Raw genomic sequence first — 15,408 nt, 5'->3', positions numbered from 1 at the left:
TTCCACTTTAGGCCGTGCGGCTATTGATGCAAATGATGTGCAAAGAGCGCTGCATTTTCATTTATGATGGTTAAACCGGTATAACGGTCTCGCAGTGTGTGCGCATGCTTAAGCGCATCGCTGACAAGGTCCTGTTTTACACCGATCTCATCGAAACAGGCGGGACCTCCCGCAGATGCGAGCCACCCGGCAATTGTCTTGCCGTCGGGAAGCCCTTCATATGCAGATTGAATCGCCTCGCGAAAGTGCGGCGGCAGTTCAGCAAGCTTTTCGTGACAAGCCAGTTCTTTGTAAATATCACTCAGCACCGCGCACGCACAGCCGACCTTCGCACCGTGGAGATTCGGAGGCTGTTTTGCCTTCAGCATTTCCATCTCAATCCAATGCGAGATGTGATGTTCTCCTCCTGAGGCGGGGCGGGAGTGGTCAAGCGCAAGCATGACAAGACCCGAAACGATCAGCGCTTCCATCAGCATCTGAATGCCGGCCTCCGTTCCCATGGCAATGGCAGCGCGGTGATCAATGCACTGCCAAAGCGCGTCTTTCACAAGCTTCGCCCCGGCTTCTGAGTACGGCTCACCCGCAAGCCTGCGGGAAATCTCCCAATCTGCCAGCGATGTTATTTTTCCGAGCATGTCTCCGAAGCCCGCGGCTGTCATTGAACGGGGCGCTTCTTTTAATACATTCGTATCCGCAAATAAGGCGATCGGCGCTTTCGTTTGAATCGTCGTTTTGATTCCGTTTAATATGAGCGGCGCTCCCGCCGACGTAAAACCGTCGACTGACGGAGCGGTGGGGAATGAGATAAACGGCAATCCGCGCTGGTAGGCGGCAAACCGCGTAATGTCGTGAATCGTTCCTGCACCGGCCGCAATGATGACATCCGTCTCTTCCGCGAGATTGATCAGCGTATAGACCAATGTCCTCTCATCAGCAGCGGCGGCCCCGGCTTCATGCTCCGGAATAATGACTTTTGACGCTTTGATCCCGCCTGCCCTCAATTCGTCCGCAAGCAGACGCCCCGCCGCCTCGTACGTGTTCCGGTCACAGACGATGACCGGATGATTCCAGCATTTTTTTTGCAGAAATCTGAGAAGCTCTTCTTTTCCATTCGCCCCGATCACGATATCTTCTATTTGAATCGGTGAGCGGCTGGCCCCTTCCTTGTCAAACTCGGATTGAATGTTCTCAGGAGAACGTTTCATAAAAGGATTCCCTCCTTCGCTAATCCTGTCAGGTCTTTAATAGAATCAAGGACGATGTCAGGTTCATATAGACGGGGCTCCCCAAGTTTGGCCGACCCCGTCAGAACCAATACGCTTTTCATCCCGTACAGGCTGCCCATTGCGATATCAGATTCGAGGCTGTCTCCGATAATGGCGCATTCCTCAGGGGGAAGTCCGAGCGCTTCACATGCCGCCTCAGCCATCAGCCAAGACGGTTTGCCGATGACAAGCTCCGTTTTTGCTCCGGCGGATGCTTCAATGGCCCCGATCATTCCCGCGACATCCATGGCATGGCCGCCTTCATTCGGAAAGGAGCGGTCCCGGTTCGTGGCGATGATGCGCGCGCCGGAGGAAGCCGCCTTAAAAGCGAGATTCAGATCCTCATAGGTGACGGTTTCATGCAGGGAGATGACAAGCCAGTCTGCCGCCTGCGGGTTTTGCGCCAGGGCGACACCCGCTAAAGCGAGTTCATCAGTCAGCCCTTTCTCTCCTAACACCCACACCTTTGACAAAGGATAATGCTTCTTTAAAAATGATGCCGTCACACTGGAGGACAGCACGATGCTCCGTTCATCCGTGCGGATACCGGCACCCAGCAGTTTCTTTCGGCACATTGCTCTTGATAGATTGCCGCGGTTGCTTAAAAAGACAACGGCTTTGCCCAGTGACTGAAGGGTATGAACGGCTTCTTTTGCTCCGTCAATCAGCTCCCGCCCCCTGAATACGGTTCCGTCTAAATCAATCAGAAACCCGGCTGCGTCAAGTTTGGCCATAATAAGCATTCGCCCCGTGTTTTCTGTAAAAATGCTTATCATGCAGCACTCTGTCGATCGGACTGAGCTGTTTGTTCAGCATAAGCGAATGGTAGGCCATTTCCGCTACCGTTTCGAGCACAACGGCGTTATGCAGGGCATTCAGCGCATCCGTTCCCCAGCAGAACGGGCCGTGGCTGTGGACGAGGACACCCGGATTTTGTTCATACGGTTCGTTTTGAAAGGTTTCGGCTATGACTTTGCCTGTATGATATTCGTAATCTTTCACAATTTCTTCTTCATACATTTCCCTCGTGCAGGGTATAGCGCTTTCAAAGTAATCCGCGTGAGTCGTTCCGAGAGCGGGTATGTCTCTTCCGGACTGTGCCCAGCTCGTCGCCCAGCGGGAGTGCGTATGAACGATTCCGCCGATAGCCGGAAACGCTTTATACAGATAAAGATGGGTCGGCGTGTCAGAAGACGGTTTCAGCGAGCCTTCGAGAATGTCTCCGTCCTCATTCAGGACGACCAGTTTGTCAGCGGTCAGCTCACTGTAATCGACACCGCTCGGTTTAATGACGATTCTCCCGCTCTCTCTGTCAATGCCGCTGACATTCCCCCATGTAAACGTGACAAGGTTATGTTCCTCAAGCTTCAGATTGGCGGCGAGCACTTCTTCTTTTAACGCTTCAAGCATGGCGGCTCCCCCCTTTCGCAAAATCACGGTTTTTAATGGCTTTCAGGCGTTTCATGACATTGTTTTCTTTGCCGAAGTAGTGAACGAGCTCTTTATATTCCGCATATAAGCTGTCATAAATCTCAGCTCTTTTTCGATCCGGGACATAAGAGCCGTCTTTTAATTTCCCCATATGCGCACATGCTTCAGCAATATTGGAGTATCCCCCGTTTTCCCGTCCCGCGGCGAGCGCTCCGAAAATCGCGGAGCCCAGTGCCGGCGCCTGCGGAGACCCGGATAATTGAATGTCCATATTTGTGACGTCTGCATAAATCTGCATGACAAACGGATTTTTTTCGGCGATTCCTCCGGCTGCGTAAAGCTCCTCGACCGGAACGCCGTTTTCCCGAAACGTTTCGATAATCATCCTCGTTCCGAACGCCGTCGCTTCAATCAATGCCCTGTAGATTTCTTCCGGCTTCGTGTGCAGCGTCATGCCGAGCATCATGCCCGTCAAATCGGCGTCCACCAAGGTTGACCGGTTTCCGTTCCACCAGTCAAGCGCGAGAAGGCCGCTTTCCCCCGGAACAAGTTCAGCTGCTTTTTTGCTGAGCAGCTCGTGAATGTCTATGTGTTTATCCTCAGCTTCCTTCTCATAGTCTCTCGGAACGCACGTTTTGACGAACCATTCAAAGTGGTCGCCGACACAGGACTGTCCCGCTTCATATCCCGCATATCCGGGCAAGATGCCGTTATTGACGACCCCGCACATACCGGGGACGATATGTTCTTCCTCGCCGAGCAGCACATGGCAGGTAGACGTTCCCATAATCATCAGCATTTTCCCCGGCTCTGTAATACCGACCGCGGGCACTGACACGTGGGCGTCGACATTGGCGACGGCAACGGCCGTCCCCGGCAGAAGCCCGGTCAGCTCCGCCATTTTTTCGGTCAAACCTCCTGCCTTTTCCCCGACTGAATAAATGGTGCCGCTTAATTTATCTTTTGTAATCGTTTTCATTAACGGGTTGAGCTTTTCAAAAAAATGATCCGGCGGATACCCCGTCTCCTCATTCCAGATTGCTTTGTAGCCGGCCGTGCAGTTGCTTCGCTTCAATGAACCGCACAATTGATAGACGATCCAGTCTGCCGCTTCCACAATCCGATCTGCCGCCTTGTATATATGCGGCGCTTCTTCCGCGATTTGCATGATTTTCGGGATCATCCATTCAGAAGAAATTTTACCGCCGTATCTTTTAAGGAATGTTTCTTTTGTGTCTTCGGCAATCGTGTTCAAACGGTCTGCATGTTTTTGAGCCGCATGATGCTTCCACAGCTTCACATAACTGTGGGGCTCCCGTTCAAATTCCGGCAGCATACAAAGCGGCTGCCCCGCACCGTCTATCGGCAAAATCGTGCAGGCGGTAAAATCAATTCCTATGCCGATCACGTCTTTTGGATCAGCGCCCGCCTCTTGAAGCAGGTTCGGAATCGCCGTTTCCAGAACTTCGATATAATCGGCAGGATGCTGAAGCGCCCAGTCCCGAGGGAGTTTTTCACCCGTCTTCGGCAGCGTGCGGTCGATGACGGCATGAGTATATTCTTTTACCGCAGACGCGATTTCTTCGCCCGTGCGGACATTGACAAGCACCGCCCGGCCGGACAATGTGCCGAAATCAACACCAATCGTATACGCCATATCAATTCCCTCCCAGCCGGTATAATACGTCATTCCATTTCAGCTCTTTTTTCAGCTCATGTATTTCGGTATTGCGGGAAATAAAGATGCTTTCAATGCCTGCCATCTCAGCCCAGTCAAGCATCTGTTCAGCCGTAAGCCGGAAGGACATACAAGTATGGTGGGCGCCTCCCGCCAAAATCCATGCTTCTGCAGCTGTTTTCAGCGATGGCTCCGGCTTCCACAGCACCCGCGCCACAGGGAGATTCGGCATATCATGATCAATTTCCCTGCCTTCCGCTTCATTCAGAATGAGACGGAATCGCCCGCCGATATCAATGATGCTGGCGATGATGGCTGAACCGCCGATTCCGTTAAAGACCAACCGGGCCGGATCTTCCTTCCCTCCGATTGAGAGAGGATGGACTTCGATTTTCGGCTGATCAAGGGCGATCGTCGGACATACTTCAAGCATATGTGATCCGAGAATCATCGCACGCCCCGGTTCAAAATGGTACGTATAATCTTCCATGAAGGAGGTTTGTTCTCCGTCCGCCATTATTTTCATCATTCGCACAAGGGCAGCCGTTTTCCAATCGCCTTCGCCGGCAAATCCGTACCCTTTCTCCATGAGACGCTGAACGGCAAGACCCGGAAGCTGCTTCATTCCGTGCAAAACTTCAAAGGAGGTCGAAAACGCTGTATATCCGCCCCGTTCGAGAAAGGCCGTTAATCCGAGTTCAATTTTCGCCTGTTCTTTAATGGAAGCAACTTTTGCTTCATCCCGTTTTGTTTCGCCGCTGATGACATACAATTTGTCGTATTCCTCATAAAGCGCCTCAATTTCTGTGTCGGTGACGTTGTTCATCACCTCGGTAAGATCGCCGATTCCGTACCCGTCAACCTGCCAGCCGAATTGGATGTGGGCGCCGACTTTGTCTCCGTCAGTAACCGCCACATTCCGCATATTGTCGCCGAACCGGGCTACTTTAATATTCCTGCTTTCATTCCAGGCGGCAGCAGTGTTCATCCATTGCGAAATGTCATGTTTGACTTCCTCATCATCCCAATAGCCTGCGATGACTTTTCTCGTCTGCCCCATTCTTGACTGGATATACCCGTATTCCCGGTCTCCATGAGCGGATTGGTTGCTGTTCATAAAGTCCATATCAATCGTTTCCCACGGGATGTCGCGGTGATATTGAGTATGCAGATGAAGCATCGGCTTTTGAAAAGCGGAAAGACCTTCAATCCACATTTTCGCAGGGGAAAATGTATGCATCCATGTCACGACCCCGGCACAGTTTTCTTGATACTGCGCTTCCCGCAAAACCTCTCTGATCGTTTCAGATGACGTGACAACCGGTTTATGCCTGATCTTGTATCTTGATGACACCCCGCTGAGGCCGTCACATATCCCCTTTGCGTGTTTATCGACAAGCTGCAGCGTTTCCTCTCCGTATAAGTGCTGGCTTCCCGTTACAAACCAAAATTCATATTCTTTGTTCTGAAGCACATTCATTTCCCCTTCCCATCAAAATAAAGCGCTTGCATTTTTAAAAATATACGTACGAATATAAAATATAAAACTTTTATCCTTTTATTTGTACGAACAATTTTATTATAGTTAAGGAGGAATCAAACTGTCAATCTTTTATTGCAAGTAAAAAAGCCGGACACACATGCCCGGCTGATCAATTAATAGGAAGGCCAGCCTGAACTCCAATCAATATCATTGATGAGCATCTTCGGAATTCCGCTGTTTTCGGCATCATACGCATGACGCACTAAAATATTCCCGTTCACAATGTCTTGGCCGCCCGGGCCTTTCCAGCGGTCATTGCCGGAGTCAAGAATCGTTCCTCCGCCTTCTGACATGCTTTTCCCGCTTTTATCGAGATATGGGCCGGTGATGCTTTTGGATCTTCCATAAGCGATTTTGTACGTACTATTCACGCCTGAACAGCATTTATCAAACGACACCATTAAGTAATAGTAGCCGTTCTGGTAGGTGATGGCCGGCGCTTCCAAAGCTCCGCCGTTATTCGGTCTGGCAGCGATGGAATAAAGTGATCCCGTCGGTTTCATTGTATTTTTATCAAGCTTTGTCAGCTTAATGCCGCTCCAAAAAGAACCGAAGGCAAGCCAAGGGTTTCCGTCTTTATCAATTGTCAGCTCCGGATCAATTGCATTGTAGTTATCGGCGCTTGTTGAACGGATGACGAGCCCTTCGTCCTTCCAGTTTCCCGAACTGAGGCTTGTAGATGATGCAAGACCGATCGCGGAGGTATTTTTGCCGAATGAAGAAACGGCATAATACAGCCAATACTTTCCGTTAAAATATTGAACATCGGGGGCCCATTGATTCAGCCCGTAATTCGGCACATAATTGCCCCACCATGACAGCGGGGAAGTAAAGATTGATTTCTGAACGGTCCATACGCCGCCGCTGCCCGCCTTTAAGACGCGAAGCCCCCTCTCCCCTTCCAAACCGGTTCCGAAAGCGTACCACGTGTTTCCTTCCTTCGCCATTGTCGGATCGTGAAGCAATTCATTTGATGCCCCCCAAAACGCGGCAGATGCCGGAGATGAAGACATCAGCAGCAGACCGGCTGTAACGGCTGCGCATGAAAAGCGGATCATGCGTCTGAATCTGTTTTTCATTTGTAAACCCTCCCCTTTTTTAAAGCGCTTTCAAAAACGTGTTGTCAGATTTTTCTATGTCTTCTCTTATTGTAGACGCAGGGCTCATATTTGTACAGACAAAAAAAAAGAATCTGCTTAAAAAAGCAGATTCTTCCGTATCTTTATTGATAAGTAATACGGTCAACCGTTTCCCGGTCTAATTTTTTAATCACTTCTGTGATCAATTTTACCGTATTCTCATAATCATCCCGATGCAAAATAGCGGCATGAGTGTGAATGTAGCGCGTCGCGATCGTAATGGACAGCGCCGGCACTCCGTTTGCGGTTAAATGAATGGAACCTGAATCCGTGCCCCCTCCGGCAATGGAATCGAATTGATAAGGAATTCCCGCTTCTTCCGCCGTGTTCACGACAAGGTCGCGCAGCCCTTTGTGAGATACCATTGACGCGTCATACAGAATAATTTGCGGCCCTTCGCCGATTTTGCTTTGTGCCTCTTTTTCAGAAATTCCCGGTGTATCTCCGGCAATTCCGACATCCACACCGAACGCGATATCAGGCTGAATCGTATGTGCCGCTGTTTTCGCCCCGCGAAGCCCGACTTCTTCCTGAACCGTTCCGACCCCGTATACTTCATTCGGATGATCGCTGTTTTTCAGATTTTTTAATACATCGATGGCAATCGCGCAGCCGATACGGTTGTCCCATGCCTTTGCCAATAAATGCTTTTCATTGTTCATCACTGTAAATTCAAAATACGGCACAATCTGGTCACCCGGAAGAACGCCCCATTCCATTGCTTCTTCACGGCTGGACGCCCCGATATCGATGAACATCTCTTTAATATCGGCGGCTTTTTTTCTGGCGTCAGGAGGCAGAATGTGAGGCGGTTTCGAACCGATGATCCCCGTGATGTCCCCTTTTTTTGTCACGACGGTGACGCGCTGGGCCAGCATGACCTGAGACCACCAGCCGCCGACGGTTTGAAAGCGGAGAAAGCCTTTATCAGTGATTTGCGTCACCATAAAACCGACTTCGTCTAAATGCCCTGAGATCATGATTTTCGGACCGTTTTCTTTGCCGGTTTTTTTGGCGATTAAGCTTCCCAGCCGGTCTGTTGTGACATCATCAGCAAATGGTTCTATGTATGATTTCATCACTTGTCTTACTTCTCTCTCATTTCCCGGTATCCCTTTTGCATCCGTTAACGCTTTCAGCATGGTGAGCGTTTCATCTAATTTTGTCATCAATAAACCTCCTTTTTTTCACTACCCTTCTTATTATACAAAACCAATGCTGAAGCATACGATTAATTCGCCTGAAAAACGGGTAAATGTTTTTATCTATTTCTTTTAAAAAAATGAAACCTTTTGTTTTGTTTTTCGTATTACATCAGATCATGACAAAGGTGAGGAGGTGCCTTCACACATATGGCCATTACAGTATTAAGGATTGTCTTGCTTGCACTTCTTATTTATTTTATTTACATGGGCGTCAAATTCTACGCAAACCCGAAAAGAAGGCTCAGACTGGCGCAATCAAAAGAGAATTTTTATTTTATTGATGAACAGAAAAACACGCGAAAAAATCTCCAGCTTACTTATAAAGGAGTGCTCTTTGAAGGAGAAAAGCATATCCCTTCCAAAGATCATCCGCTGTTTATTCATACGATATTTGTATGGACCGAAAATCCGGAAAAGCTGAACCGCTTTTCTGCAGGTGATTTTGAAGAAGTCGAAAAAAAGGTATTGGAGCGGTACCCGAATTGCAAGATTGATTGGGACCAGCCCATCAAAAAAGCGAAAAAAGCAGGCGAGCGATAAGCTCTCCTGCTTTTTATTCTTTATACACCAAATACATCAGCACAAGGGCGGCTTCAGTGAGAAAAAGCAGCGGCACCCCGTATAAAAAGGATTTGTGTTTCGTCTTATGCCTGAAGGTGCGCATGCCGATCCATACGCCGAGTGAGCCGAACATGGCGGCTGTGAGCCATATTCGTTTCTCTGATATTCTCCACCTGTGCGCCTTTGCTCTTCTTTTATCAGCGCCCATGATCCAAAAGCCGTATCCGTTTATCAATACGGCGTAAATGAAGAGAGCCATTGATTGTCACCCTTTACGTAAAAAAACCGCTCCCGGAAAGAGAGCGGCTTTTTTAACTTACTTGTCTAACTGAGCTTTAGCAGCATCAGCAAGCTGATTGAAAGCAGTAAGATCGTTTACAGCAAGATCAGCAAGCATTTTGCGGTTTACTTCGATGCCTGAAAGCTTAAGACCGTGCATTAAACGGCTGTAAGAAAGACCGTTCATACGTGCAGCAGCGTTGATACGAGTGATCCAAAGCTTACGGAAATCACGTTTTTTCTGACGGCGGTCACGGAATGCATAGTTTCCTGATTTCATGACCTGCTGGTTTGCTACTTTGTATAATGTATGTTTTGAACCGAAATAACCTTTTGCTAATTTAAGAACCTTTTTACGACGCTTACGTGTAACAGTTCCGCCTTTTACTCTTGGCATTAGATTTCCCTCCTAATTGTTCCTTGTCCGATTACTTGATGTTGGCAAGCTGTTGTTTGATGCGTTTGAAGTCTCCTGCGCTCACAATAGCACCCTTGCGAAGCTTACGCTTTTGCTTTTGGGATTTGTTGGCGAATAAGTGACTTGTGTATGCATGAGAACGTTTTAACTTCCCAGAACCTGTCTTTTTAAAACGTTTAGCAGATCCGCGGTGAGTTTTCATTTTTGGCATGGGATTTCCTCCTTATTGCTTTTCGTTTTTCGGCGCGAGCATTAAGAACATGCTGCGGCCATCCATTTTTGGTTTTGTTTCGACTGTCGCAACTTCCGCACATGCTTCAGAGAAACGGTCCAATACGCGCTGGCCGATTTCTTTATGAGTGATTGCGCGCCCTTTAAAGCGGATAGAAGCTTTCACTTTATCGCCTTTTTCAAGGAATTTAATCGCATTGCGCAATTTCGTGTTAAAGTCATGCTCATCGATCGTCGGACTTAATCTAACTTCTTTTAAGTTAATGATTTTTTGATTTTTGCGTGCTTCTTTGTCCTTTTTCTGCTGCTCGAATCTGAACTTACCGTAGTCCATGATGCGGCAGACAGGCGGTTTTGCATTTGCTGCAACTAACACAAGGTCAAGATTTGCGCGGCCGGCGATTTCAAGTGCTTCCTGACGGGACTTGATGCCGAGCTGATCGCCATTTTGTCCGATCAGACGAACTTCACGTGCACGGATACCCTCATTAACCAATTGATCTTTGCTAATAATGAGCCACCTCCATAGTTTCTTCGAATTGATTCACAACGCTTGTTGACTGCATTCTGCAGGCAAACAAAAAGTGCGGGCATGACAACACACCCACACTACGAACATCTGCATAAATAAAAATGTACGGTCAACCTGCCAACTACATGAATGTGTCAATCAGGTGAGAAGCGGGTGCCTCTGCTTGTGATTTATATTCAATTCAATAACTATTCTACACAATACCGGATCATTAGTCAAGAATGACTTCTCCGGATCAACTTTTTCATTTTAACACGATGCCGGAGCGAGCGCAAGGAAAAATGTGAAATTTCGTTCTTTGCCGCACGCGGACGTGCCAACACAATAAAAAAACCCGGGTCTATGGCCGGGTTTATCCTCCGATAAGCTGAACGAATACCGGAATGACCAGCACCGTCACCACTCCTACGACGACAACCGCGATACTTGCCATTGCCGCTTCTACTTCCCCCATCTCAATACCGACCGCAACACCGAGTGCGTGTCCTGATGTGCCGAGAGCCAGTCCCTTAGAGATTGGGTGTTTCACTTTAAACAATTTTAAGAATAGAGCGCCCAGAGCATAGACGATAACGGCGTTGAAAATAACGGCGAAAGCGGTGATGTCGGTGATGCCGCCGATTCCTTTTGACAGCGGAAGGGCAATTGCCGTTGTCGCCGCCTGCGGAAGCATGCTTTTCATAACGGCCGCGTCAAGATGAATGCCTTTTGCGATCAAATAGACAATCGTCACTGAGCAGATAGAGCCGACAATGATAGAAGACATGATCTGCCACCAGTATTTTTTCAGTTTGTCACGCTGTTTGTATAAAGGGATCGCAAAAGCGATCGTCGCGGGCTCCAGGAAGAATTTAATAATGTCTCCCCCGCTTTTATAATCTTCATATGAAAAACCGCCGAGCTTCAGAAAAAGGATTCCAAGCACCATCGCGACAAACAGCGGGGTGAAGAGGAAAAAGCCTCTCGTTTTTTTAAATAAATACGTGCCGATGCCAAAGGCCGCAAGTGAAACGACAATACCGAAATATGGACTCATCCGATTTCCCTCCTAATGCTGCACAAGTTCTTTTTCCTGATTGGAACGGCGCACCGTTTGTTTTTCAGGGGCTGCCTTCTGACGTTTTTGGCTGACAGACAAGATCAGCTGAGAAAAAAGGCCCGTCGCCCCTAACAGAATGATGGTGGCGAGTAAAATGACGAGTGCGATCTGCACGCCGTACTGCTGCATGACGCCAAGTGAATTCATCACGGAGATGCCCGACGGGACAAATAAAAATCCGATCAGTGACGTTAATGATGTTCCCAGCGTTTCTACTTGTTCAAGCTTAATCACTTTCAGGCATAAGAGGACAAATAATAACACCAAACCTACTACGGAAGCGGGTATAGGAATGGGGACAATCGCTGCAATCCCATTAGATATGAGCATAATTACGGCAAAAATAAATGCTTGTGTCAGAAATCCGTACACTTTTTTCGCACTCATTTTCTTCACCTCTTTCTCTTTGTTAGGTCCATTATAAAAGAGAAATCGCCTTTTAAAGCGCTTTCATAACAAACGGCTGAATATTCATTCTGAAATGCAAAAAACGGCTGCTGAAATGCAAAAGCCGCCTCATATAATATGAAGCAGCTTTTTTAAGTCCTTGGCGTATGTACGGCTGACGGGAATTTTAGAGCCGTCTTTTAAGATAAGATTGTACGTCGAATTAAACCACGGATGAATTTCTGTAATATGCTCCGTATTCACGATGAACGCGCGGTGCACTCTCAAGAAACCCGTATCAGGCAGTTTTTTCTCAATGACCGCCAAAGTTTCGTGAACGGAATAAGACGCGGCAAACGTTTTAACGGAAACGTGTCCGTCCTCCATGCCGGCGAAAATAATGTCCTTCGTATCTAAAATGACAATAGATTCACCGGCTGATACAGCCAGTTTATGCGCTCCGGCTGCGGACGGCTGCTCTGAGACGGCTCCTGCCCTGTCCCGCTTCACTCTTTTAAACTTTCTGATCGTCTGGCGCACTCTTTCTTCATCAAAAGGCTTCGTTAAATAATCGAGCGCGTCGACTTCAAAGGCTTTTAAAGCAAATTGGTCATACGCCGTCGCAAAAACGACGGCCGGCGGATTTTTCATGTTTTTCAGCCGTTTGGCAATGTCAAATCCGTTTTCTCCTGACAAATCAACGTCCAAAAACAGCAGATCCGGTTTTTGATCCATCATACTGTCAAAAGCGGATTCAATATTTTCAGCTTCGTTTATGTCACTTACTTCATTCGTCCGTTTCAGCAAATAAGCTAATTCATCTCTTGCCAGCATTTCATCATCAACGATTAACACCTTCAGCATGTTCTTCTCCTTTAGTCATCAGTTTCAAAGGCAGCTCAAATGATACGTCCGTACCTTTGCCGGCCTCACTTTCCAATCGCAGGGCTGCTTTGGGGCCGAACAGCCCGATCAGCCGCTGATTTAAATTGTAAAGCGCGGTTCCCGTCCCTTCTTTAGACGGGAGCGGACGGTTTCCGAGCACGGACAGCAATTCCGGATCAATTCCCCGCCCGTTATCTCCAACCCGCATTAAAACCGACTGACCGGCGGATACCACGCTGACATTGACGGCACAGCTGTCCTGCTTTCTTGAAAATGCATGGCGGAGCGCATTTTCGACGAGAATCTGCAGCACAAAAGGAGGAATTTCGATGTCCTCCAAACCGCGTTCGATTTCAAGACTGATTTTATATTTCCCGGGAAAACGGGCCTGCTCCAATGATAAATACGCCTGCAGATGGTTCAGTTCTTTAGAAAGCGGGATGAGCAGCTGCCTTGCCCCCTGCAGATTGGAACGGAAATAGACGCTGAGCTGCAGCAGAAGCTTTCGGGTTTTTTCCACATCCGTACGGCAAAGAGCAGAAATCGTATTGATCGCATTAAACAGAAAATGCGGATTGACCTGTGCCTGAAGCGCCTTTATTTCTGCGTCTTTCAGCAATTTGCTCTGCAGTTCCGCCTCGCCGAGTTCAAGCTGGGTGGAAAACAGCATGGCGAGTCCTTCTGCAAGCTCTTCTTCAACCCGGCTTAAACCTGACGGGCTTTTAAAGTACATTTTCAACGTCCCGATCGTATTGCCGTTTGACGTCAGCGGCAATACGATCGCCGCATGCAGAGGACAGGGATCGTGCGTGCATTCAATTTCTTCCTTTGATGTCGCTTTCATAATATGACCCGTTTTAATGACGCGTTTTGACAATCCGGTGATCAGGCTTTCAGACGGAATATGATGGTCGGCACCCGCGCCGACGTGCGCCAAAATCTTTTCGTTATCCGTAAGCGATACCGCGTCCGTTCCTGTTTGCCTGTGAATGATGGCGGCGACGCTTTTGCATGAGCTTTCATTCAGCCCCTGGCGGAAAAACGGAAGCGTCTGGTCGGCAATCATCAGCACCCTGTGGGTTTCAAGGGCTCTCGCCCGTTCTTCCTTCCGGATAATCGACTGAATGATCGAAAGAAAAATAAAAGTCCCTGACCCGTTTACCAATATCATCGGGATGCCGATGATGCTCACAAGCGTCCAAGCATCAGAAAACGGCTTGGCCATCAAGAGGATTAGCAGCATTTGCAGCGATTCCATTCCGAGTCCGACAAGCGCGGCCACACGCGGTGTCGGCATCGCATAGCGTTTTCTGAAATACCGTCCGATCCAGCCGGACAAAATGCCCGCTAAAACGGATGAGACGGCACAGCTGACTGCGGTCGCGCCGCCGAGTGATAAACGATGCAGGCCGGCCAGTATGCCGACGCCGATCCCCACATACGGGCCGCCTAAGAGTCCGCCGATTTCAACGCCCATAATTCTTGTATTGGCAATTGAACCGGACGGATTAATTTGAAACACCCAGTCATTATTCATGATTGTATTCCGCTGAATTTCTATTCCCGTATAGTTGCTGATGATACTGAACAGCGAGAAAATTGAAATCAGCACCGCTTTGCCTTTATAGCTCTCAGGCTGCTGGAGCGCCTGTCTGAACAATCTGGTATGAGCCAGAACAAATCCCAATATGACGATAATTCCGACTCTTTCCAGCATCATGATGATCAAATGCAGCATACTTTTCACCTGTTCTTTCAAATTTAATTTTATCACGTTTTAGAGCCTGAGACAGAATCTGACACAAACCTGCCTGTTTTTTTCAAATCATCTGAAAACAAATCTTTCACAGTCTATGTATCTATTGTAGAATAAACGGGAGCCTTGCGGCAGAGAGTTTCAGAATATAACAAAGAGGAGAAGATCATGAAAGCCGTATTTTTTGATTTGGACGATACACTGTTATGGGATGAAAAAAGCGTCAGAACAACATTCAGGGAAACATGTTTACAAGCGGAAAAAAAATATGGCCTTGACCCGCATACATTTGAAGATGCGGTTCGGAAAGCGGCACGGGAATTGTATATGTCATACGAAACCTATCCTTATACGGTCATGATCGGCATTAATCCGTTTGAAGGATTATGGGCGAATTTTTCCGAGCCGGTCAGCGAAGGATTTAAACAGCTGAATCGGATAGCGCCGGAATACAGACGAAACGCCTGGACGAACGGCTTAAAAAGCGTCGGTATAGAAGATGCGGCTTACGGCGAATATTTGGCGGAGTTTTTCGCGGCGGAACGCAGACAGCGTCCGTACGTGTATGATGAAACGTTTGCGGTGCTTGATAAGCTGAAAGGTGTTTATGAATTGCTTCTGCTGACAAACGGCGATCCCAGCCTGCAGAAAGAAAAACTCGCCGGCGTTCCTGAGCTCGCGCCTTATTTTAATGAAATCGTCATCTCAGGCGCTTTCGGAAAAGGGAAACCCGACGCCTCCATATTCGAACATTGCCTCGGCCTCCTGAACCTGAAAAAAGAAGACGCCATTATGGTCGGAGATAACCTCAATACTGATATATTGGGAGCGAAACGGGCAGGCATTACGACAGTCTGGGTAAACCGGACGCAAAAGAAAAATGATACGGACATTGCGCCTGATTACGTGATCAGCGATCTTCACGAGCTGTTTGCGATTATAGAGAAACAAAAAGAAAGATAATGTTATACGCAAAAAAACCCCATTCTGAATGAACGG

General features: G+C 48.1%; 17 protein-coding genes and 1 other annotated feature. Of the genes, 2 read left to right on the top strand and 15 right to left on the bottom strand.

Features of this window, described 5'->3' with window-relative positions; translation table 11 throughout:
* Positions 1 to 20: 20 nt before the first annotated feature.
* The 7 genes from BR62_RS0118120 to BR62_RS0118090 form a co-directional block, all read right to left on the bottom strand.
* Complete coding sequence (locus BR62_RS0118120; RefSeq protein WP_032871717.1) at positions 21 to 1,205, bottom strand: sn-glycerol-1-phosphate dehydrogenase; 1,185 nt, start codon at positions 1,203 to 1,205, stop codon at positions 21 to 23.
* Positions 1,202 to 2,008, bottom strand: a complete 807-nt coding sequence (locus BR62_RS0118115) for an HAD-IIA family hydrolase (RefSeq protein ID WP_371877522.1) — start codon at positions 2,006 to 2,008, stop codon at positions 1,202 to 1,204. Before BR62_RS0118115 ends, BR62_RS0118120 begins: the two co-directional genes overlap by 4 nt.
* Positions 1,986 to 2,675 (bottom strand): L-ribulose-5-phosphate 4-epimerase, encoded by a 690-nt coding sequence (araD, locus tag BR62_RS0118110; RefSeq protein WP_003152509.1) that lies wholly within the window; start codon positions 2,673 to 2,675, stop codon positions 1,986 to 1,988. Before araD ends, BR62_RS0118115 begins: the two co-directional genes overlap by 23 nt.
* Entirely contained in the window at positions 2,668 to 4,353 is a 1,686-nt protein-coding gene (gene araB, locus BR62_RS0118105) for a ribulokinase (RefSeq protein ID WP_007408100.1), read from the bottom strand. Before araB ends, araD begins: the two co-directional genes overlap by 8 nt.
* A 1-nt stretch (position 4,354) precedes the next feature.
* Positions 4,355 to 5,848, bottom strand: coding sequence for an L-arabinose isomerase (araA, locus tag BR62_RS0118100; RefSeq protein ID WP_032871715.1), 1,494 nt, complete (start codon positions 5,846 to 5,848; stop codon positions 4,355 to 4,357).
* Positions 5,849 to 6,030: 182 nt separating this feature from the next.
* Positions 6,031 to 6,996: an arabinan endo-1,5-alpha-L-arabinosidase AbnA gene (locus tag BR62_RS0118095; protein ID WP_012118149.1), complete on the bottom strand. Its 966-nt coding sequence runs from the start codon at positions 6,994 to 6,996 to the stop codon at positions 6,031 to 6,033.
* Between the two features lie 143 nt (positions 6,997 to 7,139).
* A complete protein-coding gene (locus BR62_RS0118090; protein WP_007408096.1) occupies positions 7,140 to 8,225 on the bottom strand; it encodes a M42 family metallopeptidase in 1,086 nt (361 codons plus the stop codon).
* Between the two features lie 183 nt (positions 8,226 to 8,408).
* On the opposite strand from BR62_RS0118090, the gene BR62_RS0118085 reads away from it, so the two are divergent.
* Entirely contained in the window at positions 8,409 to 8,801 is a 393-nt protein-coding gene (locus BR62_RS0118085) for a hypothetical protein (protein WP_007408095.1), read from the top strand.
* Positions 8,802 to 8,814: 13 nt separating this feature from the next.
* Here the strand turns inward: BR62_RS0118085 and BR62_RS0118080 are convergent, their stop codons facing one another.
* The 8 genes from BR62_RS0118080 to BR62_RS0118045 form a co-directional block, all read right to left on the bottom strand.
* Positions 8,815 to 9,081, bottom strand: a complete 267-nt coding sequence (locus BR62_RS0118080; RefSeq protein WP_015240352.1) for a DUF1294 domain-containing protein — start codon at positions 9,079 to 9,081, stop codon at positions 8,815 to 8,817.
* A 57-nt stretch (positions 9,082 to 9,138) separates the two neighbouring features.
* On the bottom strand, positions 9,139 to 9,498 hold the full coding sequence (gene rplT, locus BR62_RS0118075) for a 50S ribosomal protein L20 (RefSeq protein ID WP_003152495.1): 360 nt from the start codon (positions 9,496 to 9,498) through the stop codon (positions 9,139 to 9,141).
* Positions 9,499 to 9,529: 31 nt separating this feature from the next.
* Positions 9,530 to 9,730 carry a 50S ribosomal protein L35 gene (gene rpmI, locus BR62_RS0118070; RefSeq protein WP_003152493.1) on the bottom strand — a complete coding sequence of 67 codons (201 nt, stop codon included), beginning with the start codon at positions 9,728 to 9,730 and terminating at the stop codon, positions 9,530 to 9,532.
* A 12-nt stretch (positions 9,731 to 9,742) separates the two neighbouring features.
* Positions 9,743 to 10,264: a translation initiation factor IF-3 gene (gene infC / locus BR62_RS0118065; protein WP_071543361.1), complete on the bottom strand. Its 522-nt coding sequence runs from the start codon at positions 10,262 to 10,264 to the stop codon at positions 9,743 to 9,745.
* A 58-nt stretch (positions 10,265 to 10,322) separates the two neighbouring features.
* Positions 10,323 to 10,453, bottom strand: a sequence feature (ribosomal protein L20 leader region).
* A 181-nt stretch (positions 10,454 to 10,634) separates the two neighbouring features.
* Complete coding sequence (gene lrgB / locus BR62_RS0118060) at positions 10,635 to 11,318, bottom strand: antiholin-like protein LrgB (protein WP_007408093.1); 684 nt, start codon at positions 11,316 to 11,318, stop codon at positions 10,635 to 10,637.
* Between the two features lie 12 nt (positions 11,319 to 11,330).
* Positions 11,331 to 11,768: an antiholin-like murein hydrolase modulator LrgA gene (lrgA, locus tag BR62_RS0118055; RefSeq protein ID WP_007408092.1), complete on the bottom strand. Its 438-nt coding sequence runs from the start codon at positions 11,766 to 11,768 to the stop codon at positions 11,331 to 11,333.
* A 129-nt stretch (positions 11,769 to 11,897) separates the two neighbouring features.
* Positions 11,898 to 12,632 carry a LytR/AlgR family response regulator transcription factor gene (locus BR62_RS0118050; protein ID WP_007408091.1) on the bottom strand — a complete coding sequence of 245 codons (735 nt, stop codon included), beginning with the start codon at positions 12,630 to 12,632 and terminating at the stop codon, positions 11,898 to 11,900.
* A complete protein-coding gene (locus BR62_RS0118045; RefSeq protein ID WP_020956183.1) occupies positions 12,610 to 14,391 on the bottom strand; it encodes a sensor histidine kinase in 1,782 nt (593 codons plus the stop codon). Before BR62_RS0118045 ends, BR62_RS0118050 begins: the two co-directional genes overlap by 23 nt.
* Positions 14,392 to 14,577: 186 nt before the next feature.
* Here BR62_RS0118045 and BR62_RS0118040 point away from each other — a divergent pair, with 186 nt between their 5' ends.
* Positions 14,578 to 15,372 carry an HAD family hydrolase gene (locus tag BR62_RS0118040; protein ID WP_007408089.1) on the top strand — a complete coding sequence of 265 codons (795 nt, stop codon included), beginning with the start codon at positions 14,578 to 14,580 and terminating at the stop codon, positions 15,370 to 15,372.
* Positions 15,373 to 15,408: the final 36 nt, after the last annotated feature.

This window comes from Bacillus sp. UNC69MF, from assembly GCF_000746035.1.
Classification (GTDB): domain Bacteria; phylum Bacillota; class Bacilli; order Bacillales; family Bacillaceae; genus Bacillus; species Bacillus velezensis.
Note: the sequence above shows the minus strand (reverse complement) of the source record. Positions and strands in the feature narration are given on the sequence as shown.

Excerpts from the sequence above, each read along its gene's own strand:
- rpmI (WP_003152493.1), bottom strand. The coding sequence starts at position 9,730 with ATGCCAAAAATGAAAACTCACCGCGGATCTGCTAAACGTTTTAAAAAG.
- BR62_RS0118040 (WP_007408089.1), top strand. The coding sequence starts at position 14,578 with ATGAAAGCCGTATTTTTTGATTTGGACGATACACTGTTATGGGATGAA.
- rplT (WP_003152495.1), bottom strand. The coding sequence starts at position 9,498 with ATGCCAAGAGTAAAAGGCGGAACTGTTACACGTAAGCGTCGTAAAAAG.
- BR62_RS0118050 (WP_007408091.1), bottom strand. The coding sequence starts at position 12,632 with ATGCTGAAGGTGTTAATCGTTGATGATGAAATGCTGGCAAGAGATGAA.
- araB (WP_007408100.1), bottom strand. The coding sequence starts at position 4,353 with ATGGCGTATACGATTGGTGTTGATTTCGGCACATTGTCCGGCCGGGCG.
- lrgA (WP_007408092.1), bottom strand. The coding sequence starts at position 11,768 with ATGAGTGCGAAAAAAGTGTACGGATTTCTGACACAAGCATTTATTTTT.
- lrgB (WP_007408093.1), bottom strand. The coding sequence starts at position 11,318 with ATGAGTCCATATTTCGGTATTGTCGTTTCACTTGCGGCCTTTGGCATC.
- BR62_RS0118045 (WP_020956183.1), bottom strand. The coding sequence starts at position 14,391 with ATGCTGCATTTGATCATCATGATGCTGGAAAGAGTCGGAATTATCGTC.
- BR62_RS0118090 (WP_007408096.1), bottom strand. The coding sequence starts at position 8,225 with ATGACAAAATTAGATGAAACGCTCACCATGCTGAAAGCGTTAACGGAT.
- BR62_RS0118085 (WP_007408095.1), top strand. The coding sequence starts at position 8,409 with ATGGCCATTACAGTATTAAGGATTGTCTTGCTTGCACTTCTTATTTAT.
- araD (WP_003152509.1), bottom strand. The coding sequence starts at position 2,675 with ATGCTTGAAGCGTTAAAAGAAGAAGTGCTCGCCGCCAATCTGAAGCTT.
- BR62_RS0118115 (WP_371877522.1), bottom strand. The coding sequence starts at position 2,008 with ATGCTTATTATGGCCAAACTTGACGCAGCCGGGTTTCTGATTGATTTA.
- BR62_RS0118120 (WP_032871717.1), bottom strand. The coding sequence starts at position 1,205 with ATGAAACGTTCTCCTGAGAACATTCAATCCGAGTTTGACAAGGAAGGG.
- BR62_RS0118080 (WP_015240352.1), bottom strand. The coding sequence starts at position 9,081 with ATGGCTCTCTTCATTTACGCCGTATTGATAAACGGATACGGCTTTTGG.
- BR62_RS0118095 (WP_012118149.1), bottom strand. The coding sequence starts at position 6,996 with ATGAAAAACAGATTCAGACGCATGATCCGCTTTTCATGCGCAGCCGTT.